This is a genomic window from Gulosibacter sediminis, assembly GCF_030011715.1.
GTDB classification, from domain to species: domain Bacteria; phylum Actinomycetota; class Actinomycetes; order Actinomycetales; family Microbacteriaceae; genus Gulosibacter; species Gulosibacter sediminis.
Window position 1 is genome coordinate 168,703 of sequence record NZ_JASCYH010000001.1, and the last position, 23,901, is coordinate 192,603.

Genomic DNA, 23,901 nt, shown 5'->3' on the forward strand with positions numbered 1-23,901 from the left:
CTCAAGCTGATGGCCGTAGCGATGCTCACGATGGCCGGGATCGCGCTCGTGACGTTTGGGCCTGCGCCGGGATCGAGGGCGCACCGACGAACTGAGACGACCTGACTGAGACAGCGCGGTGCGCCTGTGCGATCCTGAATCTAGACCACCACATATAACAGGAGGCTCCCGTGACCACTACCCCTCTTCCGTCGTCGCAGGCCGTTCTTTCGCCTCGTGGCCCGCTGAGCACGGCGATATTGCAACGCTTGACGGCTTCGGCGCAGAAGGATTCCCCTGCGTACCTGCAACTCGCGCGCAGCACCGCCCGTGAATCGCACGATATCGCGAACGATGACGACCTCCAGTTCGCGCTCTTTCTGCTGTATGCCGTCTTCTACGGCTCGCTCGAGCAACTCTCGGCCGAGCACGAATGGGATGCGGATCTGATCGCGACGCGTCGAATCTTGGAAGATGCCTTCGAGAAGGAGCTTCGAGGCCGCGTGCCGGTGCCAGCGCTACCGGAAGCGAATGCGGACGAAGTCGCCCGGGCGCTCTTCGAACTGGCCGGCGCGGAGTCGGGCCCGAGCCTCTCACGTTACTTCGCGAAGAAGGCGACGCTGGAGCAGGCGCACGAGTTTCTCATGCAGCGCTCCATCTACACGCTGCGAGAAGCGGATCCGCACTCCTGGGCGATCCCGCGTCTGCGAGGCCGATCGAAGGCCGCGCTCGTCGAGATCCAATCCGATGAGTACGGCGGTGGTCGGCCCGACCGGGTACATGCACAGATTTACGCCGCCACGCTGCGCGGCGCCGGGCTCGACGACAACTACGGCGCTTATCTCGACGATGTGCCCGCGATCACGCTCGCCTCGATGAACACGATGTCGATGTTCGGTCTCAACCGGCGGCTTTTGGGCGCGATCGTCGGTCACCTCGCCGCATTCGAGATGACCTCTTCGATTCCGTGTCGAATGTATGGCGACGGCCTGCGTCGCCTTGGATTCGATGAGGAAGTCACAGACTACTACGACGAGCATGTCGAGGCAGATGCGGTGCATGAGCAGATCGCGGCCCGCGATATGGCGGGCGCATTGGTTGAGGATCGCCCCGAGCTGCTTCCCGACATCATGTTCGGTGCTGCTGCCTGTCTCGCCGTGGATGGATGGATGGGCGACCACATCCTCGAAAGCTGGTCGAATGGGCGGTCTTCTCTTCGGGGCCGGAGGGCAGCGTGAGCGAGAAGGAGCCCGTGAGCGTCACGCCCTACCCTGACGGGCCCCTTTTGATGCGCGGCGACTTCGAGCTCCGCACGACCGACGGTGAACCGATCGAGCGGAAGCGTCGAACTGTGGCCCTGTGCAGGTGCGGGCTCTCGAGCATCAAACCGTTCTGCGATGGCACGCACAAAGCTGCCGGCTTTCGCACGGACGACTGAGCGCTGGTGCCTCGGACCATCACCCGCGGCCGGCCCCCGCGTCAGCCCCTGACGGGACAGAATGGACCTCGTATGCTTCTACCAATTCATACGGAACAAAGTGGCAGTCTGACTGCAAAGGAGAAGGATCATGGCCGAGATCTGGAAGCAGAACGAGAACAAGAGCGAAGAGGAAGATCTCGTCGTCACCGAGCACCGCGATGAGCAGGAGCCGGCGGTGACCCCCGAGGAGGAGCAGTCCGTCGAGACGACGAGCGGTGATCCCCGAAATGCTCTCGAAGAACTTGGCGACGATGTGGCATCATCGCCCGCTCGTCGCGGCACCGAAACGAGTGACTGATGCTGGCGGCGAAGTATCCCCGCCCGTTCGGGGTGGAGGAGGAATACCTGCTGCTCGACGCGGCCGACGGAAGGCCCGTTGACCGCGCTGCGGAACTCATCCTGGCAATGCCGGAACGGGCGGGACAGACCGAGCACGAGTACTTCACGAGCCAGATCGAGACTGCGACACCCGTGTGTCACGAGGCCTATGAGGCAGAAGAGTCCCTCATGAGGTTCCGCGTCCTCGCGTCACGTGAAGCGTCGTTCAGGGGGGTGGTGCTCGCGGGCACGGGTCTGCCCGCGACCGGCGGTGAGACCGCCGGAACCGTTTCGCCGAAGCGGCGCTACCACCTGATCGAATTGCAGATGCGGGAGGCGGCTGCCCACCAATACTCGACAGGCATGCACGTGCATGTCGAGGTGCCCTCGCCCGATGCCGGCATCGAAGTGCTGGCGCGATTGGCGCGCTGGGCGCCCGTATTACTCGCGATGACCGCGAATTCGCCGCTTTGGTGCGGCGAGACGACCGGGTTCGCGAGCTGGCGGCACGTCATGGGCCTTGCCTGGCCCGTTTCCGGCTACCCGCATGGCTTCGAGAACGCGCAGGACTATCTGCGCTCCGTGGCCAGTTTGATTGAGACCGGGATCGTTCCCGACGCGGGCCTGCTGACATGGGTGGCCCGGCTCTCGGCGAACTACCCGACGGTGGAGCTGCGGATCGCGGATGCGCAGCTCGAAGCGCGCGATGCGGTGGCCTTCGCCGTGATAGTACGTGCCCTTGTGGATCGCGCGCTGGCGGACTACACGAATGGGATATCTCGCCCTCAGTACCCGCTCGCGATCGTGAACGGCGCGAACTGGACAGCGGCACGGAATGGGCTCGGGTCCGAGCTCATTGACCCGCTAAGTGCGGAGTCGTCGCCGGCGTTCGATCTCGTCGACCGAATGCTCGGCACGATCGAGACCGAGCTCGACCGGTTCGGTGATCGCAATCGAATCGATCGTTATCTGCGCCGGCTTCGCGAAGGAGGCGATCCCGCAAACCGGCAGCGAGCCGCGTATGAATCCGCTGGGATGGCCGGACTCTTGGAGCTGTATCGTGCCGCGGGTGTCGCGGACGCAGCTGCCTAACCGGTGACGCCGATGGCGACCCGGCGAAGGGGGAGGAAGCTCCCTATTTCACGCGAAAAAGATGGTGATGAGTTCATCTACCGTCTGGGCAAACGGAAGATCACGAACCGTGCGGAGATCGAACGTATCGAAGCGCTCGTCATACCTCCGGCCTGGGAGCAGGTGGAGATCGAGAAAGCGCCCTCTGCGAAGGTGCTCGCTCGGGGCATCGATGCGGCTGGCCGTACGCAAACGATCTACCACCCTTCCTTTCGCAGGAGGCAGGATCGCCGGAAGTTCGACCGTATGCTGCGTTTCGGTGAAGCGCTGCCGCGCCTGAGAGCGCGTGTGGATCGCGATCTGAGACGCCGCAGACTGAGTCGCGACCGAGTCACCGCGTGCGTGATCCGGTTGATCGACCTCCAGTTCTTTCGAGTAGGCAACCCAATATATGCGAAGGACAATCGCAGCTACGGCGTCACGACTCTCCGTGAGGAGCACCTCACGACGACTTCCTCGGCCGTCGAGTTCGACTTCATGGGGAAGAGCGGGAAGCGTCAGCGGCGTCGCGTTTCCGACGCGAGAATCGCCCGGCTGATCGCACGGCTGACCGAGCTTCCGGGCCCGGAAGTGTTTCGGTTCTTCGACGAGGATGGCGTCGTGCACAATCTACGCAGTCGGCATGTGAATGCATACGTCAAGCGGCATATGGGCGACGAATTCACCGCGAAAGACTTTCGCACCTGGGGCGGCACTGTGCTGGTGGCCGACGCGCTGCTCAACGTGGACCCCTCGGAGGTCAAGTCCGAAAAAGCTCGTGCGAAGGGCCTCCGAGACGCAATCGCCGCCGCATCCGCACGCCTCGGCAATACCTCGGCCGTTACTCGATCCTCATATGTGGATCCTCGGGTGATCGACGCGGCCGAGCATCCGAAGATACTCGACCGCGTGCGGCAGGCGCGCATCTACCCCCGAAAAAATTTGACCGATTCCGAACAGCGTGCGATGCGCCTGCTAGAGCTGGAGAGTCAGACCTCGGGATAGTGTGCAACGAGAAAATGCCGCGACCATAGTAGGTAAGAGCCCAGAAAGACAGGAGTAGCCATGCCAGATGCCGCACTCGACGACGAAGTGGATCGAATCGTGAGACGACTCGCCGAGGCCGCTCAATCAACGGGCCAAAGCGTTGCGACGGCTGAATCACTGACGGGCGGGCAGCTCGCGGCAGCGATTTCAGCCGCATCCAACGCCGGCGACTGGTATCGGGGAGGGGTTGTGGCATACCACCCCGAGGTGAAATACTCGCTACTGGAAGCACCGCAGGGTCCGGTAGTTACCGCCCGAACGGCCGAGACCATGGCCCGGTCGACTCTGGAACTGCTCGGGGCCGACTATTCGGTTGCGGTCACCGGCGTCGGCGGCCCGGAACCGCAGGAAGGCAAACCGGCAGGCACGGTCTACCTCGCAACGTGTGTGCGCAATGAGGACCCGCAGAGCGAACTCCACCGCTTCGACGGTGAGCCGGTTGAAGTCATGGAACAGACGATTCGTGCAGCGTTCCAAGCGCTGTTGTCTCGAATGTCGGATTAACCCTCGGAGCCCTCTTCTTCTTCATCCACGTCGACGTCGTCCGCGGCCGTCGAAGTGGCGGGGCCGACCGGTGTGGCGCCGCCCTCGTCGGCCCAATCATTGCCAACTCGGTCGTCGAGAGCCGGGTCACTCACGACGTCGTCGTTCGACTGGTCTGATCCGTTACCTGTCTTGACCGTCGTGCTGTATTCGACGTCCTGGTCGTTTTCCGAGTGTTTGTTCATGGCCGTGCCTCCATTCCTAGCGACGCTCGCTAGCCGTAGAACTGAACCTACTGTCATACTGACGGCGGTGCGCGGCATTGTCAACACGGTCGTCGTGGTGTAAAGAGCCGCCTACTCTCGCTGGCATGACTTCGTTATGGCAACTCACCGGACCGGAGGTCGGATCTGATGGATTCGAGGAGGGGCGGCGTGATGCAGTCGTCGTGGGAGCGGGCATCACCGGGCTGACCACCGCTGTGTTGCTCGCACGAGCGGGCCAACGGGTCACTGTGTTAGAGGCGAGGCCGAGCGGCGACGTCACGACGGGCAACACCACCGGAAAGCTGAGCTTGCTCCAGGGAACAACGTTCTCGGAGGTTCTACTTCACAGTGACGGGGAGACCGTGAAAGCGTACGCCGAAGCGAATCGAGAAGGTCAGGCCTGGATGCTTCGACAGTTCGAAACATGGGGCCTCTCAGTAGATCGCCGCCCGCCGTACACCTACGCCGTCGATCCCTCGAACCTGGAAGGGCTCGAGCGGGAGAAGGAGGCTTCGGCCCTCGCGGGAATAGACATCGAAGAAACCTCCGATGCGAAGCTGCCGTTCGAGACCTCCGGTGCACTGATGCGTCCGGATCAAGCGCAGCTCCAGCCGATGGCTATGCTCGCAGAGCTCGCCAGAGAGCTTCGGGAGCGAGGTGGAACTTTGATCGAAAGATGCCGAGTCCACGAAATCGATGAACTCGTCGGTGGACTCGAAATCACAACGAATTTTGGAAGGATCAGGGCCGAAGTCTGTGTGCTGGCGACCGGGATCCCGATTCTCGACCGCGGCGGGTTCTTCGCGAAGCTCAAGCCCTTCCGGTCCTTCGTCGCGGCCTATCGAATGCCCGAAAGCGAGATACCGCGCGGCATGTATGTTTCAGTCGGTGAGCCGATGCGATCGTTGAGGACGGGCGAGGACTCAGACGGGAATGAGGTGCTTGTCGTCGGCGGAGGATCGCACGTAACCGGCCGTGGGGGAGACACCCGCGGAGAAGTCGCTAAACTCGACGACTGGACAGCGGAACAGTTCGCTCCGCGCGAGCGAATCGCCTGGTGGGCGGCACAAGATTACCAACCGCACTCTTGCGTCCCGTTCGCCGGCGCGCTCCCGCGCGGCGGCGGGCGAGTTTACGCTGCGACTGGATACAACAAGGGGGCATGACAAACGGCGTGGCGGCAGCACTGACGGTCACGGCCGACATCCTGGGCGGACAATTGGAGTGGGCACACACGTTGCACGAACACACATCGCGACTGCCGACGCTGCGAGACGGGATCGACAATAATGCGGTGGTCGCTGCTCAGCTGGTTTCGGGCTGGGCGGAGGCCGAATTGAAGTCGGTGAAAGAGGTCGAATCGCCAGGTGAAGGAGAGGGCATCGTCGTGCGTGACGGGATTTCGCGTGTGGGCGTCGCGCGAGTAGATGGCGAGCTCTGCCGGGTGTCGGCCATCTGCCCGCACCTGGGCGGAGTCGTGAAGTGAAACGGGCCCGAGCGCAGCTGGGACTGCCCGTTTCACGGATCTCGTTTCACGGCTGACGGCAAGCTGCTCGAAGGGCCGGCAGCCGATGGTCTCGGAGCCGTCGAAGACCCGGAAACCAAGGCGTAAGGTGTCGCGTCTCTCGAGAGCTACTCGGATTCGATTGCCGATAAGTGATGCGGCATGCCGACCGGCTTGGACTCGGCAGAACCTCGCTGTCGTAAGAAGATCGAGAAGGCGACCATCGAGCCCACCGCGAGCAGTTCGGATTGCCAGTTCTGCAGCGTGCGGTTCCAGAAGTCAGCCGAGAGCACCCGCCTCAGCCACCGCTACAGCGCCATCACCCGTGGCATCCTCGACCTCGACGAGCGCGACCTTGATGCCCTTGCCAAGGCCGCCGCAATTGCCGCGTGCACGCGACGCAGGTTGGCGATTCCTATTCGACGTTGAAAGAAGCCCGCGACGCGGGACGCGAATTGGTCGAGCACGGCGAATACACCGAACTCGTGGTGAAGTCGAAAGTGCTTCGCGGGCACAATACCGACGTGCTTGCACTGATTTCGCGCCCGGAACCCGAAAGCAGCAATGTCACGCTGAGCGTGACCACGAAAACCCCGAAGTCGGGCGCACCCATTACCGGGTACGCCTGCTGCTTCGACGTCCACAGCTAACCTGCCTGCCGGAGGCACCCGGTGTCTCGTTTCGAGCATCGCGGCACATTCCTCGTTCGCGATTGCGGGACGACCTCGCGACCTTCTGCACCGCGCCCTGTGGTGGGTGCGATCGCCGTTGCTCGCACTGCCCGGAAAAGTATGGCGCGGTCCCGCCCAGCCACCACCTAACCGAGCGGGGACCGCGCGCGAGCCTGCGTTGTATCCCAACAACTGAATATAGGGTTCCACCCCGGGTGTTGCCTACGCGGGGCCTGGAAGACTCCAGAGAACGCGGGTGGCAATGTCACGACTATCAGGCGCAGCGGGTTGAAGGCGAGCGGGCAACGTCGTAGTGGGTTTTTAGGGGGCATCCGTCGAACGTATGGTCGACTCCCGAGCATGGCGTCACGTGGGAACGTAGTGGGCATCGCGATGGAAGCGTGTTCGATAACTTCTCGCGGGCGACCGCGCAGCGGGTGTAGTGGGCAGCGAAGTGCCCAATTCTGGCCTCGTACCCTCTTTGCCAGGCTGGTTGTGAGTCATTCGTGGAGCACGAGAGTAGGGGCAGGGAGTATGTCACTCACGCCGGGATGGACCGATGACGAGGTCCGGGAGTTTGTATACGAGTACGCGCGGCAGCCGTGGGGCACGCGGCGGTCGTGGCTGGTGGAGCAGGGCGTGAGTTGGAACCGGTTCCGACGATGGCGCAGCGCGGTGGAAGACGGGGACCTCGACCGGGGCCTGGTTCCGCGAGAGGGTAGTGCTATGACTACCGAGAACGAACGTCGACAGTTCGTGAACGAGCGGCAACGGCATGCCGCGGAAACCGAGCGCCTGAGGGAGCGGGTGCGGGAGCTGGAGGCGACGAACGAGGCGTTGGGAAAAGCTATCGGGCTCTTGCATCAGTTGAACGCGCAAGAGCCCGACACTGTCGAGACGAACGAGCCGAGGGATTCATTCGGGCCGAGAACGAGCTCGTAACCACGCTCACGACCGTGGTGGGATCGCAGCGGCAAGCGCTGCTGCTGGCGGGGGTGTCGCGGGGGACGTGGCAGTACCGGCAGCGGGCGCGGGCGCGGGTCACGGCCCCGATCCGGCAGGCGGATCGGGCGTATCCGTCGAGGATTAGCGAGACCGATCGTGCACGGATCGAGGAGCGGATCAAGTTGGCGTGGGCCGCGGGTGAGTCGGTGGACTGGGCGTTCGCGACGGCGTGGGACGCTGGCGTGATGCTCGCGTCGCGCAGGAGTTGGTGGCGGGTCGGGGCGAGTATCGAGGACCAGGTGTTGCGGCCGAGCCCGCCGAAGAAGACCAGCCATCGGGGGCCGCGTGCCGCGCCCGTGCTCACCGCGACCGGGCCTGGGCAGGTGTGGTCGTGGGACATCACGGATCTGTACTCGCCGTGGCGGGGAACGAGCTACAAGGCGTACAAGATCATTGATGTGTTCTCCCGCGAGATCATGGGGTATCGCGTCGAGCATCGCGAGGCGGACCACCTCGCGGTCGAGTTGTTCGAGGACGCGATCCGTCAGCACGGCGCCCCGCGGGTCGTGCATGCGGATAACGGGGCCACGATGACTTCGACCGTGTTGCGGGACCTGCTGCGCGGGCATGGTGCCGCGCTCACGTTTAACCGGCCGTATGTGTCGAACGATAACCCGTTCAGCGAGGCCGCGTTCAAGACGATGAAGTATCGGCCCGGGTATCCCCGGATCTTTGCCACGTTGGAGGACGCGCGTGCCTATGTTGCTGGCTACGTGGGTTGGTACAACACGAGCCACAAGCACACGGGGATCGCGTTGTTTTCCCCGGCCGAGGTCGGTGACGGTTCCTGGGAACGCAAATGGGAGATCCGGGACCGGGCGCTCCAGGCGTATTACGACCGGCATCCAGCGCGCTTCGCGCGCCGGCCCCGCACCCCGTCACCCGCCACGCTGGTCGGGATCAACCACCGGAAACCACAAACCGACCAACAACCATCCCGGTGACTCAACACAGCTTGACAACGAGCGGTAGTGGGCATTTTAGTGGGCATTTTGAGGCCATTTTGGCCACCTTAGCGTTTGCTTAAAGGGCCGCGATCCGCGTCCTGATGCGGATCGCGGGGGTCTACATAGTGGGGCGGACGGGACTTGAACCCGTGACCGATGGATTATGAGTCCACTGCTCTAACCAGCTGAGCTACCGCCCCGCAACCTGAGCAATTCTAGCGACGATCTGCCGATTGTTCGCATTCGCGAAGATTCGCTTCGCGTTCACCCGCAACTGGCTACGCTCGGATGCGTGAAGGCCTTCGATACGCTCACCGTTGCCCCCGTCCTCCCCGAAAAGCTGCAGCCGCTGCGCAAGTTGGCGATGAACCTGCGCTGGTCGTGGCGCGAGCAGACTCACCAGCTGTTCAAGTCGATCGACCCGCAGCTGTGGAGGGCAACCGGCCACAACCCCATCACGCTGCTTCAGCGCCTTTCGGCCGAGCGCGTCGCCGAGCTCGAGGCCGACGCCGACTTCCTGCAGCGCCTCCAGTTCGAAATCGACGAGCTTGACGGCTACCTCGGTGTCGAGCGCTGGTTCGAGCGCACCACGCGCGGTAGTGAGGACGCGGCGACGAGCATCGCGTACTTCTCGATGGAGTTCGGTGTGCACCAGTCGCTGCCCATTTATTCGGGCGGCCTCGGCGTGCTGGCGGGCGACCACCTCAAGTCGGCCTCCGACCTCGGCGTGCCGCTCATCGGCATCGGCCTGCTCTACACCTACGGCTACTTCAGCCAGTCACTGAGCCGCGAAGGCTGGCAGCAAGAGGGCTACGAGCGCCACAACCCGGCCGATCTGGCGGTCACGCCGGTGCTCGACGAGACCGGCGAGCAGCTGCGCATTTCGGTGAACTTCCCCGACGAGCGTGAGGTGCACGCCATCGTCTGGCGCGCCGCAATCGGCCGCATCACGCTGCTGCTGCTTGACACGAACCTGCCCGAGAACCCCGAGGACTATCGGGTCATCACCGATCGCCTCTACGGCGGCGACGCCGAGCACCGCATCAAGCAGGAACTCGTGCTCGGCGTTGGCGGCGTGCGCGCGGTGCAGCGCTTCTGCGAGGTCAGCGGTCTCGCACAGCCTGACGTGTTCCACATGAACGAGGGTCACGCCGGCTTCCTCGGCATCGAGCGCATCGGCCAGCTCATCACGGCGGGCGAGTCGTTCGAGACCGCCCTCGCGACCGTGCGCGCATCCACGCTCTTCACGACACACACCCCGGTGCCCGCGGGCATCGACCGCTTCGACATGCACCTCGCACAGCGCTACCTGCAGCCGCTGGCCGACGGTACGTCGCGCCTCGCGGCCGGGGCGCCCGTCGCCCGCGTACTCGAGCTCGGCGGCGAAGACGACCCGCAGCGCTTCAACATGGCGCACCTCGGTCTGCGCCTCGCGCAGTATGCGAACGGCGTTGCCAAGCTCCACGGCGCGGTCTCGCGCGAGATGTTTAAGGACCTCTACCCGAACTTCGACGTCGCCGAAGTGCCGATTACATCGATCACCAACGGCGTGCACGTACCCACCTGGACGCGTGGCCCGATCAAGTCGGTCATCAACTCGATGGCCGGCGGTCGCGACGTCGCCACCGCGGACCGCTGGCAGAACGCGGATGCGGTTGGCTCGGCCGAGCTCTGGCGCATCCGTAACGAGCTCCGGCGAGAACTCGTCGAGCGTGCGCGTGGCCTTTCACTCGAATCATGGGAGGAGCGCGGCGCACAGGAGGCCGAGCTTGGCTGGACTAAGAACATCCTCAACCCGGATGCGCTCACGATCGGCTTTGCCCGCCGCGTCTCGACGTACAAGCGCCTCACGCTCATGCTGCAGCAGCCCGAGCGCCTCCGGCGCATCCTGCTCAATGAAGACCGCCCCGTGCAGTTCGTGATCGCTGGCAAGGCACACCCGGCCGATATGGGGGGCAAGCAGCTCCTGCAGCAGCTCGTGCAGTTCGCCGACGACGCGGGCGTGCGCGACCGCATCGTATTCATTCCCGACTACAACATCTCGCTCGGCAAGTTCCTTGTCGCGGGATCGGACATCTGGCTGAACAACCCGATCCGCCCTCAAGAGGCCTCGGGTACGTCGGGTATGAAGGCGGTCATGAACGGCTGCCTCACCATGTCGATCTCCGACGGCTGGTGGGACGAGATCGCCGACGACGAGCTCGGCTGGACGATCCCAACAGTGTCGAACGCGGATGCGCACCAACGCGACGCGTGGGAGGCACAGGCCCTCTACGACATCCTCGAGCACGAAATCGTGCCCATGTTCTACGACCGCGACAGCCAGGGCATCCCGCAGGCCTGGGTCGACAAGGTTCGCCGCTCGATGTCGCAGGTCGGTCCGAAGGTGGCCGCCGAGCGCATGGTGCGCGACTACGTCGAGCAGCTCTACCTGCCAGCCGGCCGCACCGCTCGCATCGCCGCTGACCTCGACCGCAGCCGACGCTTCGCTGACTGGCAGCAGCGCGTCATCGCGGGTTGGAACGGCGTCGCGGTGACCGAGGTGCACAACGAGGTCGGCAACCCGACGGCCGGCGAGGATGCGCGGATCTCGGCACAAGTCGACCTCGGCTCGCTCTCGCCCGAGGATGTTCTGGTGGAGGGCGTGGCCGGACGCGTTGGCGAGTTCGGCGAGCTTGAAAACCCGGTGCGCCTGCCGATGGTACCGCTCGGTGAGGGCCGCTACGAGGTCGCGGTGCGCACGAACGAGACCGGTGAATTCGGCTACACCGTGCGCGTCGTACCGAATCACGAACTGCTGCGTTCGCCCGCAGAAATGGGGCTCGTTCGATTCCCGGGGTAATCGGGTTCCAACACGCCGTCAGGCTAAATCACAGGGTTGTAATTCACCGATAAAGTCGGGCATAATTCCTGTGACGACAGTCGAATTGAATATCGGCGGGCAGCATGCCTGAGTCACGAATGGTCGTAGGGGAAGACGCACCACACGTGAAACAGGAGGACAACATGGCTGCACCAACAACTCAGGGTGTGCTCTACGTACACTCCGCACCGCGCGCGCTTTGCCAACACGTTGAGTGGGGGCTTGGCCGGGCGATCGGCGAGCCCACTAACCTGCCGTGGATTCCACAGCCGGTGATTCCGGGCTCGGTTCGTGCGGAGTTCGCGTGGCGCGGCACCCCCGGTACCGCTGCGGCAATCGCGTCGCAACTGCGCGGCTGGGAGCACCTGCGGTTCGAAGTAACCGAAGACCCGAGCGCGAACACCGACGGCGGACGCTGGATGCACACGCCCGGCCTTGGCATCTTCTTCGCGCAGGTCGACATGTCGGGCAACATGGTCGTGCCCGAAGACCGCATTCGCTACGCGATGGAGATCGCCGGCGGCAACGCGACCGAGCTCCACCGCGAACTCTCGCTCGCCCTCGGCCAGGCCTGGGACGACGAACTCGAGCCCTTCCGCACCGCCGGTGACGAGAGCCCAGTCGTCTGGATGCACCGCGTCGGCTAGCATCGGCGAGTGGACTCCAGCGATATCGGCGGCTATTTGATCCTGCTCACCGCCTGGGGAGCGGTCATGCTCGGAGTCGCCCTGTGGTCTCGGGCTGCCGCCTCCGGGCTGCCCAAGCACCGCATCGCCGAGTACGTGCCGCCCGAGGGCGACATCATCACGCATGGCCTCCTCACGCGTGCTGATCGCCGGCTGATTGGCGCCGCGTTCGTGGGCCTCGCGGTCAAGGGGCGAGTCCGGGTGCTCGCGCCGAGCGGAGACCGGGGCCCGGTTGCGCTCGAGGCGATGCTCGGCAATGGACTGACGACGCAAGAGCGGATGCTGCTCGACTGCCTCCGCCCCACACGCCCCACAGAGCGACAACAACGTCGCTACAGCGAGGGCCTCGCCGAACTTGGTATCACCGCCAGCAACGGTCAGCAGCTACCCGACATCTACTTCCTCAAGGGCCGCGGGGCGGATCGCCGGTATCAGCGTCGGCAGCTCGCGCGCTACTTTGACAATGCACGCCAGTCGCTCCGGGATGCGGGCCTCGCGAAACGTCTGCAAAACGGGTTTTTTCTCGCAACGCTGTCGCTGCTATTCCTGCTCAGCTTCGCCGTACTCGCGCTACTCATCCTTGGCGCTATCTTGGACGGCGCCTGGTGGTTTGTCGTGGTCGCGCCGCTATTCCTCGTCGGCTATTTCTTCATTCTTTTTCTCGCCGCGCCACCAATTCTTCGCTTTACCGCCGCAGGTAAAGAATTACGTGTCAGGCTCGCCGGCCTCCGCGAATACGTTCGCCTCGGCGAACAGGAGCGACTCCGATTCACACAGACGCCGCAGACGGCGCTGCGCGACCCGGTCGGCGACCTCACGCCGGCGGGGCACGCGCTCGGACTGCCACGCGTACCGCAGGCGCCCAACGCTCTCGAGCAATTTCAGCTCGACCAGATCATCCTCACCGAAGAACTGTTGCCGTACGCCGTGCTCTTCGGCCAGGAACGTCAATGGGCCAATGAGTTCGCGCACTTCGACGCCGCCGGCATCCGCGCCCAGAACCTCGAGGCCGTCAGCACCACGATGGAGGGCATCGTCATCGTGATGGAGGTGCTCTCGATTATCGGGCAGGTTCTGCGCGTGATCGGAACGATCGCCTCCTTCGCTGGGCGAGCCGACTAGGCGCGAGCTGTGGCGCACGCAGGCAAGAAAACGACGGATGGCCGGGGCTCACAAGAGCCCCGGCCATCCGTCAATGTGGTGCGTTACGCGTACTTGCGCAGCGCAAGCACGGCGTTGTGGCCGCCGAAACCAAACGACGTCGAGATAGCGAGCGCGCCGGGGGTGAGCGCAACCTCGCGAGCCGAGGTGACCACGTCAAGCGGGATCTCCTCGTCGAGGTTCTCGATGTTGATCGTCGGAGGCAGCACGTTGTTGTGCAATGCGAGCGCCGTGAACATCGCCTCGATCGCACCGGCGCCGCCGAGCAGGTGACCGGTCGAGCCCTTCGTCGCCGAAACCGGCACCGAGTGAATGTGGTCGCCAAGCACGCGCTTGAACGCGTTGTACTCGGCGATGTCACCCACCGGGGTCGAGGTAGCGTGCGCGTTGATGTGCACGACGTCCTCGGGCGATGCGCCGGCGATCTTGAGTGCCTCCTCGACGGCTCGGGCAGCGCCCTCCCCCTCGGGCTCGGGTGCCGTGATGTGGTAGGCGTCGGCCGTCACGCCGCCGCCCGCGACCTCGGCGTAGATCTTCGCTCCACGGGCGAGCGCATGCTCTTCGGTCTCGAGTACGAGCGCGGCCGCGCCCTCGCCGAGCACGAAGCCGTCGCGGTCGCGGTCGTACGGCCGCGAAGCGTGCTCCGGGTCGTCGTTACGCTTCGACAGCGCCTGCATCGCGGCAAACGCGGCGATGGGCAGAGGGTGCACCGCAGCCTCAGAACCACCGGCGATGACGACGTCTGCAAGGCCAGCCTGCAGGTGATCGTACGCGTTGATGACCGACTCGGTGCTCGAGGCACAGGCCGACACGACGGTGCGGATGCCGGCGCGGGCTTCGAGGTCCATACCGATCGCGGCCCCGGGCCCGTTCGGCATGAGCATGGGAACAGTCAGTGGGAGCACTCGGCGGGCACCGCGCTCACGCAAGGTGTCCCAGGCGTCGAGCAGGGTCCAGACGCCACCGATGCCGGTAGCCCAGTCGACGAGGAGCCGCTGCGGCTCGATCGCGCCCTTCTCGAGACCCGCGTCGGCGAAGGCCTCGCGGCCCGCGATGAGCGCGTATTGGCTCGACGGGTCCAGCCGCTTGGCCTGCACGCGACCCAGGATCTCACTCGGAGATTCCTTGACCGTCGCAGCAAACTTCACCGGCAGGTCGATCTCGTACTTCTGCGTGGTCTCGGCGGGCAACGTACGTGCGCCGGACTCGCCGCGCAGCAGTGCCTCCCAGGTGCCGGGTGCATCCGTTGCCAGCGGCGTGAACGCACCGATACCCGTGATCACGATCTTTTTCGTCATGAACGTAGCTTTTCCTCGAGGAGACAGGGCCAGTGGGGGTGAAACGAACCGTGGTGGCCGCAAACAGCTCGGGCGGCCACCACGGGCTCGCTAGGCCTCCTGGGCCTTGGCGATGAAGTCGACCGCGTCCTGCACGGTCTTGAGGTTCTCGACCTCGGCGTCGGGAATCTCGACGTCGAACTTCGACTCGGCGTTGACGACGATCGTCATCATCGAGATCGAGTCAATGTCAAGGTCGTCGGTGAACGACTTGTCGCCGGTCACGGTGTCAGCCGCAATGCCGGTCTCTTCGTTCACGAGCTCGGCGAGGCCGGCCAGGATCTCTTCGTTCGAAAGTGCCATGGTGTTCTCCTTGTTATGGGTGGTTGGTTTGATTGGGGGTCGGTGAGAGCTGTGGGCCCGTTAGGGCAGTCGAACGACCTGCGCCGCATAGGCGAGGCCGGCGCCGAAGCCGATCTGCAGTGCGAGGCCACCCGACAGCTCGGGGTGCTCTTCGAGCAAACGGTGCGTCGCGAGCGGAATTGATGCCGCCGAGGTGTTGCCCATCGTCTCGATATCGCGAGCGATCGCCACGGTCTCGGGCACGCCGAGCTGCTTCGCGAACTCGTCGACGATGCGCATGTTCGCCTGGTGTGGGATGAACGCGGCGAGGTCATCGACCGTCACGCCAGCGCGATCAAGCGCTTCGCGCGCCGCCTTCGCCATCTCCCACACAGCCCAGCGGAACACGGATTTGCCGTCCTGGCGGAGCGTGGGCCACTCGGCCTCGCCGCGACGGTAGTCCTGCAGCGGGCTGCTCATCGAAACCGCGTCCCACTTGCTGCCGTCGGAACCGATGACTGACTCGGCAATGCCGGGCTCGTCGGACGGACCAATGAGCGCCGCGCCCGCACCGTCGCCGAGCAGGAAGGAGATGGAACGATCGGTGGGGGAGATGACGTCCGACAGCTTCTCGGCGCCGACCACCAGTACGTACTCGGCGACACCGGCACGGATGAGGGCGTCGGCCTGAGTGACCGCGTAGCAGTACCCGGCGCAGCCGGCCGAAATGTCGTACGCCGCGGCGGGCGTGGCGCCGAGGCCGTCAGCGACGCGAGTGGCGGCGGCCGGCGTCTGCATCACGTTGGTGACCGTGGCGACGATGACGGCGCCGATCTGGCTCGGCTCAATGCCCGCCTTGTCGATGGCCTCCTGGCCCGCGCGAATGCCCATGTCGATGACATTGACGTCGTCAGTGGCGCGCTGGCGCGAAATAATACCCGTGCGCTGGCGGATCCACTCGTCAGACGAGTTGATCGGCCCAGCGATGTCGTCGTTCGTGACCGTCAGTTCGCCGCGGTACGCGCCGATGCTGTGAATACGGGTGAACTGGGGGCCAGTTGCCTGGTGGAGTTTCGGGCTCATGCTGCATCCTCTGCGGCCAGTGCGGCAACTACCGCGTCAATGTCTTCGGGAACGTTCACGGCGATGCCGTTCGTGCCCTTCATGCCACGCTTCGCGAGCCCGACGAGCGTGCCCGCGGGTGCGGCCTCGACGAGCGTCGTGTGCCCGGCCTCCACAAACGCGGCCATGCAGGCGTCCCAATGAACGGGGCGGTTCACCTGGTCAATAAGCAACTCAAGGTAGCGGCTGCCCGAGTCGACTCGGGTGCCGTCATAGTTCGTGTAGAGACGAAGCTTCGGGTCGTTCACCGCGAATCCGCCGGCCGACGCAGCAAGCTGCTCGTGTGCATCCGCCATGTAGCGAGTGTGGAACGCGCCGGCGACCTTGAGCGGAATCACGCGGGTGCCCTTGGCGGGCTCGGCGCGAAGCTGCTCGAGCGCATCCGGGTCGCCTGCGGCGACGATCTGTCCGGCACCGTTGAAGTTGGCTGGTTCGAGTTCGAGCTCGGCGAGGCGTGCGAGCACCTCGTCTTCGCTGCCGCCGAGGACAGCGGACATGCCCGTAGTCTGCTTCGCGGCGTCCTCGGCCATGAGCGTCGCGCGTCGCGACACGAACGCGAGCGCGGTGGCTGCGTCAAACACCCCGGCGGCGTACGCCGCGGCGATCTCGCCCACCGAGTGGCCCGCCACCTCGACACCCGAGAGGTCGGCGCCCGACGCGACCAGGACATCCCAGGTCAGGATGCCGGCGGCAACAATGAGCGGCTGCGCGATCGCGGTGTCGCGGATCGTCTCGGCGTCCGACTCGGTGCCGTGGCGAACGAGGTCAACGCCAACCGCGTCGCTGAGCTGCGCCAGCGTGTCTCGGCGTTCGGGCGTCGCGAGCCACGGGCCCAGAAAGCCGGGCTTCTGCGACCCCTGACCGGGGAAGGTAATGATGGTCATGTATCTGCGTTTCTTCGGGTGGTCAATTGCGGGAAGTGGCTGCGAACCACGCTAGCGGGAACGCTTTGTCGGCTTCGGGGTGGCGCGCCCGTCATAGGAGTTTGAATCGGCGATGCGGCCGAGGATCAGGGCGGACTGCAGGATTACGGCCTCGCGCGCGCCGGTCGCGTCCCACCCAATGACCTCGCTGATGCGCTTGAGGCGGTACCGAACGGTGTTCGGATGCACGAACAGCTCGCGCGCGGTGGCCTCGAGTGAGCGGCCGTTGTCGAGGTAGCACCAGAGGGTCGTGAGCAGGTCGGACTGGTGGTCGGCGAGCGGCAGGTAGACACGCTGCACGAGCGCCTGCCGCGCGAGGGGGTCACCCGCGAGGGCGCGCTCGGGCAGTAGATCGTCGGCAAGGATGGGCCGATCGGTCCGCCGGTACGCGCCGGCCACCGAGAAAGCCGCCAGCGCGGCGCGGGCGCTCATCGCGGCCTTGACCACGTTCGGCACCTCGGGCCCAAGTACGAGGCGGCCCTCGCCGAAGCCGCCCTCGAGCAGCTGCGATACCTCGAGAAAGCTGATCGGCGGCTCCTCAAACTCGTCGCTCGGCTTAGCGCGCCCAATAACGAGCACGAGGCGGTTGCCCTGTACACCGACCAGGAGGTCGGTCTGGTTGTGGCGGGCCGTGCGGCGCAGTTGGTCGACCTCGAGGACCTTCGGGGTCGTGCCGACGAGCACCGCCACCTCGCCATGGCCACTCCAGCCGAGGGCGGCAATGCGGCTCGGGAGCTCGGAGTCATGCTCGCCCGTGAGGATCGAGTCGACGACAAGCGCCTCGAGGCGCGCATCCCAGAGCCCACGCTGTTCGGCCGCGCGTGCGTAGACCTCGGCCGCCGCGAAGGCCATGTCGCGCGAATACCGCAACACGCCCTCGCGGATCTCGGGCGAGGCGTTGGCAACTCGCTCTTCAAAGACGTCGACGACGACGTGGATGAGCTGCAGCGTTTGCTGCAGGCTCACCGAGCGCAGGAGTTCGCGCGGGGCCGTGTCGAACACGTCCCGCGCGACCCACGGCGCCCCGCCGTCGTCTTCGAACCACGACACGATCGCGGAAATGCCCGACTGCGCCACCATGCCGACCGCACTGCGGCGGCCGGGCGGCATGTCAGAGAACCAGGGGAGCGTGAGCTCCATCCGGCGCAGCACCGTCGTGGCAAGGTCGCCCGTGATGCTGCGCAGCCAGGCAATCTCCCGATCTTTGTCGAACTTCGGTGTCATTGGTCGCGGGTGCGCTTCCTAGGCGTCGCCACCCGCCGAGCCGGACTCGCCGGCCGCCGGGTTGTTGAGGTCGTAACGGTCGATGGCCGTCTGCACGACGCTCGCGTCGACCTCACCGCGGCGGGCGAGCTCCGAGAGCGTGCGGACGACGATCGAGTGCGCGTCGATCTTGTAGAAGCGGCGGGCGGCGGCGCGGGTATCCGAGATACCGAAGCCGTCGGCGCCGAGGGTCGCGTAGTCACCGGGGATGAACTCGCGCACCATGTCGGGCAGTTGGTGGTTGAAGTCGCTCACGCCGAGGAACACGCCCTCCGAGTTCTGCAGCTTGTCGCGGAGGTACGGCACGCGAGCTTCCTCGGACGGCTTGGTCCAGTTGTGCTCGTTCGCCTCGAGGCCGTCGCGGCGCAGCTCCTGCCAGCTCGTGACCGACCAGACGTGGGCACGAACGCCCCACTCCTCGGCGAGAATCTGCTGTGCGTGCAGTGCCCACGGCACCGCCACGCCCGAGGCAAGCAGCTGCGCCTGCGGGCCCTGCTCAAGCTCGGGAGCGCGCAGGTAGTAAATGCCCTTCACGACGCCGTCGACGTCGAGGTTCTCAGGCTCGGCCGGCTGCGCCATCGGCTCGTTGTACATCGTGATGTAGTACATGACGTCCGGGTCCGGGTGGTTTCCGCCATACATGCGCTCGATACCGGCGCGCATGATGTGGCCGATCTCGTAGACGTAGGCAGGGTCGTATGACACGACGGCCGGGTTGGTGCTCGCGATGATGTGCGAGTGACCGTCCATGTGCTGCAGACCCTCACCCGTCAGGGTGGTACGGCCAGCCGTGGCACCGAGGATGAAGCCGCGGGCGAGCGAGTCGCCTGCGGCCCAGAAGCCGTCGCCCGTGCGCTGGAAGCCGAACATCGAGTAGAAGATGTACATCGGCACCATGAGTTCGCCGTGCACCGAATGCGAGGTGCCCACGGCGGTCATCGATGCGACCGCTCCAGCCTCGTTGATGCCGACGTGCATGAGCTGGCCCTGCGGCGACTCGCGGTAGGCGAGTAGCAGTTCGCGGTCAACCGCGGTGTACTGCTGGCCGTGCGGGTTGTAGATCTTCGCGGTCGGGAAGAACGCGTCGAGGCCGAAGGTGCGGGCTTCGTCGGGAATGATCGGCACGATGCGCTTGCCGAACTCGCCCGAACGCATGAGGTCCTTGAGCAGGCGCACGAAGCCCATGGTCGTCGCGACCGGCTGGTTGCCCGAGCCCTTTTTCGCGATTGCGTAGGTCTTCTCCTCGGGGAGGTCGATCTGCGTGTACTTCGAGCGACGCTCGGGCACGAAGCCACCGAGTTCGCGGCGACGCTCCAGCATGTACTGCAGGGCCGGGTCGGAGTCGTCCGGCTTGTAGTAGGGGATGCTGTAGAGGTCGGCCTCAAGGTCCTTGTCGGCGATCGGAATCTGCAGCGTGTCGCGGAACTTCTTGAGGTCGGCGAGCGTGAGCTTCTTCATCTGGTGGGTCGCGTTGCGGCCCTCGAAGTGCGTGCCGAGACCGTAGCCCTTGACCGTGTGCGCGAGGATGACGGTCGGCTGGCCCTTGTGCTCTAGCGCTGCCTTGTAGGCGGCGTAGACCTTGCGGTAGTCGTGCCCACCGCGCTTGAGGCCCCAGATGTCGTCGTCGCTGAGGTTCTCAACGAGCTTGAGGGCCTCGGGGTCGCGGCCGAAGAAGTTGTCCCGGACGTACTTGCCCGACTCAGCCTTGTAGGTCTGGAAGTCGCCGTCGGGGGTTTCGTTCATCAGGCGAAGGAGCGCGCCCTCGCTGTCGCGGGCGAGGAGGTCGTCCCACTCGCGGCCCCACACGACCTTAATGACGTTCCATCCGGCACCACGGAAGTACGACTCGAGCTCCTGCACGATCTTGCCGTTACCGCGCACGGGGCCGTCGAGGCGCTGCAGGTTGCAGTTGACGACGAAGGTGAGGTTGTCGAGCTCGTAGTTCGCCGCGATCTGCAGCTGGCCACGCGACTCGGGCTCATCCATCTCGCCGTCGCCGAGGAAGGCCCACACGTGCGAGCCCGAGGCGTCCTTGATGCCACGGTTGGTGAGGTACTTGTTGTACTGCGCCTGCCAGATCGCGTTCATCGGGCCGAGACCCATCGACACCGTCGGGAACTGCCAGAAGTCCGGCATGAGGCGCGGGTGCGGGTACGAGCTCAGACCGTTCGGGGCCTTCGAGGCCTCCTGACGGAAACTGTTGAGGTTGTCTTCCGTGAGGCGACCCTCGAGGTAGGCCCGCGCGTAGTTACCGGGCGCCGCGTGGCCCTGGAAGTACACCTGGTCGGGGCCGGCCGGGTGGTCGTAGCTCTTGAAGAAGTGGTTGAGACCGACCTCGTAGAGGGTCGACTGCGCCGCGTACGACGAGATGTGACCGCCAACGCCGATGTGTGCCTTCTGCGAGTTCTGCACCGTGATTGCCGCGTTCCAGCGGATCCAGCGGCGGTAGGTGCGCTCAATCGACTCATCGCCAGGGAACTCCGGCTCATCTTCCGGCGCGATCGTATTGATGTAGTCCGTCACCGGGTGCATCGGCACGCCCAGGTGCTGTTCGCGCGAGCGCTGGAGCAGCGCCAGCATGACTTCGCGGGCACGCTGGTGGCCCCGTTCGCCAATGACCGCGTCGAGAGATTCTTTCCATTCCGCAGTTTCCTGCGGATCGGTGTCGACGTAGTCCTCGGAATACGGGTCGGAGATGTGGAGTGCCACGTTGACCTCTTTCGTTGTCAGGAAGCGCGGTGCTAGACGCCGCATCGGGTTGCGATGTTGCGCCACCTCAACAGCCTAGCGACTTCCGACAATGAATTTGTGCGCTTGATTGATGATTCGTCCAGTTCAGATCATGTGCAGTATGTGCTGCCACGCTGTGCTGCGTGGAACCGACTTTTACTGTTTCGGGCGACCAGCCGGTCACCGCGCCGACGCACCGCGGTGACCGTGTCACCGTGCTCGGGCCGGGCTCGCCTCGCCTCCTCGTCTTTATTCCGGGCGCCTTCACGCCGCTGTGCTCGGGCGAAATTCGTGAGCTCGGCGAGCTCGCTGTCCGGGCAGAGCAACTCGGCGTGCAGGTCTATGCCGTCTCGTGCGATAGCCCCGCGACGCTTGCCGCGTGGCTGGCGGCGGAAGACGCATCCGGCCGAATCATCGGCGTGTCGGATCACTGGCCGCACGGGTCGCTGGCGTCGATCCTCGGGTCGTTCGACGATCATGCCGGCACGGCGCTGCGCCGCAGCTGGGCCATTCGAGCGGATGGCACGCGCGTACTCGTCGCGGGCACGGCAGCGGGGGAGTCGCGCGAGCTGCACGACCACCTGCGCGGCATTGAATGGGCAGGCGCCGAGTAGCCGCTATAGTTATTCGCTGCGGGCCTGTAGCTCAGTTGGTTAGAGCATCTGGTTTACACCCAGAGGGTCGGGGGTTCGAGTCCCTCCGGGCCCACGTAAGAAATTGAGGAAGCAAGACCTTGGCATACGAGGCCTTGCTTCCTCTCGTTTCCCACACGATTCGCACCGAGGCACCCGAATTGCGACCGACTCACTGCCGAATCACCGCGGTCCCAACTTCGACCGTTTGCATATCGCCTTCTCCTCACCCACGGCAACCACTTCTGGAGCGCCGAGCTTGCCGGCGCCTGCCCCGACATCATCACGGTCGCCAAGGCCTCGGGCAACGGCCTCCCGCCCGGTGCGGTCGGCTCCGCGGTACTCGACCTCCTCGATGAGGGGCGCGTCATGGAGCGCGCCGTCCGCGCCGGCACCCGCTTCACCGAGCTAATGCAGGAGCTGCAGGCACGCCACGTGTGGATCGGCGCCGTGCACGGCAGTGGGCTCTACCCGGGCGTCGAGCTCGTTCGTGACCGCGAGACCCTCGAGCCAACAACCGAAGAGACCGCACTAGTGTGCGAACGGATGCTGCACCCCGGCATCATCGTGCAGCCCGCGAGCGAGCGGCAGAACGTGCTGAAGTCCAAGCCGCCAACCACCATCACAGAGTTCGACGTCGAGGCCTTTGCTCAGGCACTCGACGTCGAACTTGCGCGATTGGGTTAGTTACGAGGTGACGATCCGTCGCTGACGGGCTCGAGCTCGCCGTCGTCGTCGCCGATGCCCTCGGGGATCTTGTTGAACCCGGTGACAGGCTGGTTCTCGTCGAAGGCAACGACCTTCTTGCGGAAGCCACGCGTGATCACGGCGAGGTAGACGAGGCCCAGCGCCAGCCAGATGCCGCCACCGATCAGTGCCTCGAGGTGCAGGTTGAGCCAGAGCAAGACGGTCAGCGCGAGACCGATGCCCGGCATGACGATGTACTTGAAGATGTCGCCGGGGGTCTTGCGCAACCCCTTGCGCCATGCGAAGTACGCAATCACCGACGCGTTCACGAAGCTAAAGGCAATGAGCGCGCCAAAGTTGATGAAGGCCGAAATGAGTTCGAGCGAAAACTCAATCGCCAACAGCGAGACGATTCCGACGAGCACGACGTTGAACACGGGCGTGTGGCTCTTCGCGTTGATACGACCGAACCACTTGCGGGGGAACACGTTGTTGCGCCCCATGACCAGCAGCATGCGCGACACCGAGGCGTGCGAGGCGAGGCCCGACGCGAGCGTCGCGGTGAAGCCCGCGGCGACGAAGATGACCTGGAAGACCTGGCCCCCGATGATGAGACCGATTTGGGGGAGCGGGTCGTCGGTGAACTCACCGAACGGGGTGTTGTCGGGGAACCGCAGCTGCGCGAAGTAGCTCGCGACGAAGAAGATTGCGCCACCGATAATCACGGTGAGCAGAATCGCGCGCGGCATCGTCTTCGAGTCGCGAGCTTCCTCGGCGTACATCGTGATCGCGTCGAAGCCGATGAAGCTAAAGCAGACCACCGTCGCGGCCATGAGCAGCGACTGCGAGTCGAGTCCCTCGTGCACGAATGGCCGGCTGCTGACCAGCGTGCCCATGCCCTCTCCGCTGAGGACCTGTTGAATGACGAGGCCGATGAAGACGAGGATCACGATGACCGCGAAGATCAGCAGCAGCGCGTTGAAGTTCGAGGTGCCGCGCATGCTCGTGGCGACGAGCGCCGTCACGCCGATGCAGTAGAGCACCACCCAGATCCACGCGGGAACGTCGGGGAACATCTGCTCCATGTAGAGGCGGATGATGAGCGCGTTGACCATCGGCAGCAGCAAATAGTCGAGCAGTGAGGTCCAACCAACCATGAAGCCGAGGTTGGGATGCATCGATTCACGCACATAGGTGTAGGCCGAGCCGGCGCTCGGAATGGCGCCAGCCATCTTGCCGTAGCTGATAGCGGTAAAGACCATCACGATGAGGGCTACGAGGTAGGCCATGGGCACGGTGCCGTCGGTGATGTCGGAGACGATACCGAAGGTGTCGAATACGACAGTGGGGGTCATGTACCCGAGGCCGAGGCCGACGATGGCCCACATCCCCAGGTTGCGACGCA

The 23,901-nt window shown here is 64.8% G+C and carries 24 protein-coding genes, 2 tRNA genes and 1 pseudogene; 17 read left to right on the forward strand and 10 right to left on the reverse strand.

Annotated elements, in window-relative coordinates; translation table 11 throughout:
• Positions 1-170: 170 nt before the first annotated feature.
• The 6 genes from QM019_RS00865 to QM019_RS00890 all read left to right on the forward strand — a co-directional run bounded on the left by QM019_RS00865 (position 171) and on the right by QM019_RS00890 (position 4,438).
• Complete coding sequence (locus QM019_RS00865; protein WP_282851493.1) at positions 171-1,217, forward strand: iron-containing redox enzyme family protein; 1,047 nt, start codon at positions 171-173, stop codon at positions 1,215-1,217.
• Complete coding sequence (locus QM019_RS00870) at positions 1,145-1,417, forward strand: CDGSH iron-sulfur domain-containing protein (RefSeq protein WP_345961008.1); 273 nt, start codon at positions 1,145-1,147, stop codon at positions 1,415-1,417. Before QM019_RS00865 ends, QM019_RS00870 begins: the two co-directional genes overlap by 73 nt.
• 130 nt (positions 1,418-1,547) lie before the next feature.
• Positions 1,548-1,757, forward strand: a complete 210-nt coding sequence (locus QM019_RS00875) for a hypothetical protein (RefSeq protein WP_282851495.1) — start codon at positions 1,548-1,550, stop codon at positions 1,755-1,757.
• A complete protein-coding gene (locus QM019_RS00880; RefSeq protein ID WP_282851496.1) occupies positions 1,757-2,869 on the forward strand; it encodes a carboxylate-amine ligase in 1,113 nt (370 codons plus the stop codon). Before QM019_RS00875 ends, QM019_RS00880 begins: the two co-directional genes overlap by 1 nt.
• A gap of 12 nt (positions 2,870-2,881) precedes the next feature.
• Entirely contained in the window at positions 2,882-3,892 is a 1,011-nt protein-coding gene (locus QM019_RS00885) for a DNA topoisomerase IB (protein WP_282851497.1), read from the forward strand.
• Positions 3,893-3,952: 60 nt separating this feature from the next.
• A complete protein-coding gene (locus tag QM019_RS00890; protein ID WP_282851498.1) occupies positions 3,953-4,438 on the forward strand; it encodes a CinA family protein in 486 nt (161 codons plus the stop codon).
• Here QM019_RS00890 and QM019_RS00895 read toward each other — a convergent pair.
• Positions 4,435-4,662 carry a hypothetical protein gene (locus QM019_RS00895; RefSeq protein ID WP_282851545.1) on the reverse strand — a complete coding sequence of 76 codons (228 nt, stop codon included), beginning with the start codon at positions 4,660-4,662 and terminating at the stop codon, positions 4,435-4,437. The two genes, QM019_RS00890 and QM019_RS00895, sit on opposite strands and share 4 nt — an antisense overlap.
• A 125-nt stretch (positions 4,663-4,787) precedes the next feature.
• Here QM019_RS00895 and QM019_RS00900 point away from each other — a divergent pair, with 125 nt between their 5' ends.
• Together QM019_RS00900 and QM019_RS00905 are read left to right on the forward strand one after the other, a co-directional pair.
• Positions 4,788-5,849 carry an NAD(P)/FAD-dependent oxidoreductase gene (locus QM019_RS00900; RefSeq protein WP_282851499.1) on the forward strand — a complete coding sequence of 354 codons (1,062 nt, stop codon included), beginning with the start codon at positions 4,788-4,790 and terminating at the stop codon, positions 5,847-5,849.
• Positions 5,846-6,169, forward strand: coding sequence for a Rieske (2Fe-2S) protein (locus tag QM019_RS00905; protein WP_282851500.1), 324 nt, complete (start codon positions 5,846-5,848; stop codon positions 6,167-6,169). The genes QM019_RS00900 and QM019_RS00905 overlap by 4 nt, the downstream gene beginning before the upstream one ends.
• A 146-nt stretch (positions 6,170-6,315) precedes the next feature.
• On the opposite strand, the pseudogene QM019_RS00915 reads toward QM019_RS00905, so the two are convergent.
• Positions 6,316-6,480: pseudogene (locus QM019_RS00915) on the reverse strand (DUF6766 family protein); the annotation flags it as partial.
• A 96-nt stretch (positions 6,481-6,576) separates the two neighbouring features.
• On the opposite strand from QM019_RS00915, the gene QM019_RS00920 reads away from it, so the two are divergent.
• The 3 genes from QM019_RS00920 (at position 6,577) to QM019_RS00930 (ending at position 8,807) form a co-directional block, all read left to right on the forward strand.
• Complete coding sequence (locus QM019_RS00920) at positions 6,577-6,837, forward strand: hypothetical protein (RefSeq protein ID WP_282851501.1); 261 nt, start codon at positions 6,577-6,579, stop codon at positions 6,835-6,837.
• Between the two features lie 747 nt (positions 6,838-7,584).
• The gene (locus tag QM019_RS00925) at positions 7,585-7,800 is read left to right on the forward strand and encodes a hypothetical protein (protein WP_241209195.1); all 216 of its coding nucleotides are present in this window, start codon (positions 7,585-7,587) and stop codon (positions 7,798-7,800) included.
• A gap of 14 nt (positions 7,801-7,814) precedes the next feature.
• The gene (locus QM019_RS00930; protein ID WP_282851502.1) at positions 7,815-8,807 is read left to right on the forward strand and encodes a DDE-type integrase/transposase/recombinase; all 993 of its coding nucleotides are present in this window, start codon (positions 7,815-7,817) and stop codon (positions 8,805-8,807) included.
• 129 nt (positions 8,808-8,936) lie between these two features.
• On the opposite strand, the gene QM019_RS00935 is transcribed toward QM019_RS00930, so the two are convergent.
• A tRNA-Ile gene (locus QM019_RS00935) sits at positions 8,937-9,010 on the reverse strand.
• Positions 9,011-9,102: 92 nt separating this feature from the next.
• Between QM019_RS00935 and glgP the strand changes: the two genes are divergently transcribed.
• The 3 genes from glgP to QM019_RS00950 all read left to right on the forward strand — a co-directional run bounded on the left by glgP (position 9,103) and on the right by QM019_RS00950 (position 13,481).
• Complete coding sequence (glgP, locus tag QM019_RS00940; protein ID WP_282851503.1) at positions 9,103-11,652, forward strand: alpha-glucan family phosphorylase; 2,550 nt, start codon at positions 9,103-9,105, stop codon at positions 11,650-11,652.
• A gap of 164 nt (positions 11,653-11,816) precedes the next feature.
• Positions 11,817-12,320: a DUF3145 domain-containing protein gene (locus tag QM019_RS00945; RefSeq protein WP_164509688.1), complete on the forward strand. Its 504-nt coding sequence runs from the start codon at positions 11,817-11,819 to the stop codon at positions 12,318-12,320.
• A gap of 9 nt (positions 12,321-12,329) precedes the next feature.
• Positions 12,330-13,481, forward strand: coding sequence for a DUF2207 family protein (locus QM019_RS00950; RefSeq protein WP_282851504.1), 1,152 nt, complete (start codon positions 12,330-12,332; stop codon positions 13,479-13,481).
• A gap of 83 nt (positions 13,482-13,564) precedes the next feature.
• Here the strand turns inward: QM019_RS00950 and QM019_RS00955 are convergent, their stop codons facing one another.
• The 6 genes from QM019_RS00955 to aceE form a co-directional block, all read right to left on the reverse strand.
• Positions 13,565-14,818 (reverse strand): beta-ketoacyl-[acyl-carrier-protein] synthase family protein, encoded by a 1,254-nt coding sequence (locus tag QM019_RS00955; RefSeq protein WP_282851505.1) that lies wholly within the window; start codon positions 14,816-14,818, stop codon positions 13,565-13,567.
• A 90-nt stretch (positions 14,819-14,908) separates the two neighbouring features.
• Positions 14,909-15,160: an acyl carrier protein gene (locus QM019_RS00960; protein WP_249387901.1), complete on the reverse strand. Its 252-nt coding sequence runs from the start codon at positions 15,158-15,160 to the stop codon at positions 14,909-14,911.
• Positions 15,161-15,220: 60 nt separating this feature from the next.
• A complete protein-coding gene (locus QM019_RS00965) occupies positions 15,221-16,222 on the reverse strand; it encodes a beta-ketoacyl-ACP synthase III (RefSeq protein WP_282851507.1) in 1,002 nt (333 codons plus the stop codon).
• Positions 16,219-17,145, reverse strand: coding sequence for an ACP S-malonyltransferase (locus tag QM019_RS00970; protein WP_282851508.1), 927 nt, complete (start codon positions 17,143-17,145; stop codon positions 16,219-16,221). The genes QM019_RS00965 and QM019_RS00970 overlap by 4 nt, the downstream gene beginning before the upstream one ends.
• 51 nt (positions 17,146-17,196) lie before the next feature.
• Entirely contained in the window at positions 17,197-18,408 is a 1,212-nt protein-coding gene (locus tag QM019_RS00975) for a PucR family transcriptional regulator (protein ID WP_282851509.1), read from the reverse strand.
• A gap of 18 nt (positions 18,409-18,426) precedes the next feature.
• Entirely contained in the window at positions 18,427-21,156 is a 2,730-nt protein-coding gene (gene aceE, locus QM019_RS00980; protein WP_282851510.1) for a pyruvate dehydrogenase (acetyl-transferring), homodimeric type, read from the reverse strand.
• Positions 21,157-21,320: 164 nt separating this feature from the next.
• On the opposite strand from aceE, the gene QM019_RS00985 reads away from it, so the two are divergent.
• From QM019_RS00985 to QM019_RS00995, 3 genes are all read left to right on the forward strand, one after another.
• Positions 21,321-21,791 (forward strand): redoxin domain-containing protein, encoded by a 471-nt coding sequence (locus tag QM019_RS00985; RefSeq protein WP_282851511.1) that lies wholly within the window; start codon positions 21,321-21,323, stop codon positions 21,789-21,791.
• 20 nt (positions 21,792-21,811) lie between these two features.
• Positions 21,812-21,885: transfer RNA gene (locus tag QM019_RS00990), tRNA-Val, on the forward strand.
• 293 nt (positions 21,886-22,178) lie between these two features.
• The gene (locus tag QM019_RS00995; protein ID WP_282851512.1) at positions 22,179-22,496 is read left to right on the forward strand and encodes a hypothetical protein; all 318 of its coding nucleotides are present in this window, start codon (positions 22,179-22,181) and stop codon (positions 22,494-22,496) included.
• Here the strand turns inward: QM019_RS00995 and QM019_RS01000 are convergent.
• Positions 22,493-23,884 carry an APC family permease gene (locus QM019_RS01000; RefSeq protein WP_282851544.1) on the reverse strand — a complete coding sequence of 464 codons (1,392 nt, stop codon included), beginning with the start codon at positions 23,882-23,884 and terminating at the stop codon, positions 22,493-22,495. The genes QM019_RS00995 and QM019_RS01000 overlap by 4 nt on opposite strands.
• Positions 23,885-23,901 lie beyond the last annotated feature (17 nt).

Excerpts from the sequence above, each read along its gene's own strand:
- QM019_RS00885 (WP_282851497.1), top strand. The coding sequence starts at position 2,882 with ATGGCGACCCGGCGAAGGGGGAGGAAGCTCCCTATTTCACGCGAAAAA.
- QM019_RS00880 (WP_282851496.1), top strand. The coding sequence starts at position 1,757 with ATGCTGGCGGCGAAGTATCCCCGCCCGTTCGGGGTGGAGGAGGAATAC.
- QM019_RS00965 (WP_282851507.1), bottom strand. The coding sequence starts at position 16,222 with ATGAGCCCGAAACTCCACCAGGCAACTGGCCCCCAGTTCACCCGTATT.
- QM019_RS00870 (WP_345961008.1), top strand. The coding sequence starts at position 1,145 with ATGGATGGGCGACCACATCCTCGAAAGCTGGTCGAATGGGCGGTCTTC.
- QM019_RS00960 (WP_249387901.1), bottom strand. The coding sequence starts at position 15,160 with ATGGCACTTTCGAACGAAGAGATCCTGGCCGGCCTCGCCGAGCTCGTG.
- QM019_RS00995 (WP_282851512.1), top strand. The coding sequence starts at position 22,179 with ATGGAGCGCGCCGTCCGCGCCGGCACCCGCTTCACCGAGCTAATGCAG.
- QM019_RS00925 (WP_241209195.1), top strand. The coding sequence starts at position 7,585 with ATGACTACCGAGAACGAACGTCGACAGTTCGTGAACGAGCGGCAACGG.
- QM019_RS00945 (WP_164509688.1), top strand. The coding sequence starts at position 11,817 with ATGGCTGCACCAACAACTCAGGGTGTGCTCTACGTACACTCCGCACCG.
- QM019_RS00895 (WP_282851545.1), bottom strand. The coding sequence starts at position 4,662 with ATGAACAAACACTCGGAAAACGACCAGGACGTCGAATACAGCACGACG.
- QM019_RS00875 (WP_282851495.1), top strand. The coding sequence starts at position 1,548 with ATGGCCGAGATCTGGAAGCAGAACGAGAACAAGAGCGAAGAGGAAGAT.
- QM019_RS00890 (WP_282851498.1), top strand. The coding sequence starts at position 3,953 with ATGCCAGATGCCGCACTCGACGACGAAGTGGATCGAATCGTGAGACGA.
- QM019_RS00905 (WP_282851500.1), top strand. The coding sequence starts at position 5,846 with ATGACAAACGGCGTGGCGGCAGCACTGACGGTCACGGCCGACATCCTG.
- QM019_RS00955 (WP_282851505.1), bottom strand. The coding sequence starts at position 14,818 with ATGACGAAAAAGATCGTGATCACGGGTATCGGTGCGTTCACGCCGCTG.
- QM019_RS01000 (WP_282851544.1), bottom strand. The coding sequence starts at position 23,884 with ATGTGGGCCATCGTCGGCCTCGGCCTCGGGTACATGACCCCCACTGTC.
- QM019_RS00975 (WP_282851509.1), bottom strand. The coding sequence starts at position 18,408 with ATGACACCGAAGTTCGACAAAGATCGGGAGATTGCCTGGCTGCGCAGC.
- QM019_RS00970 (WP_282851508.1), bottom strand. The coding sequence starts at position 17,145 with ATGACCATCATTACCTTCCCCGGTCAGGGGTCGCAGAAGCCCGGCTTT.
- QM019_RS00900 (WP_282851499.1), top strand. The coding sequence starts at position 4,788 with ATGACTTCGTTATGGCAACTCACCGGACCGGAGGTCGGATCTGATGGA.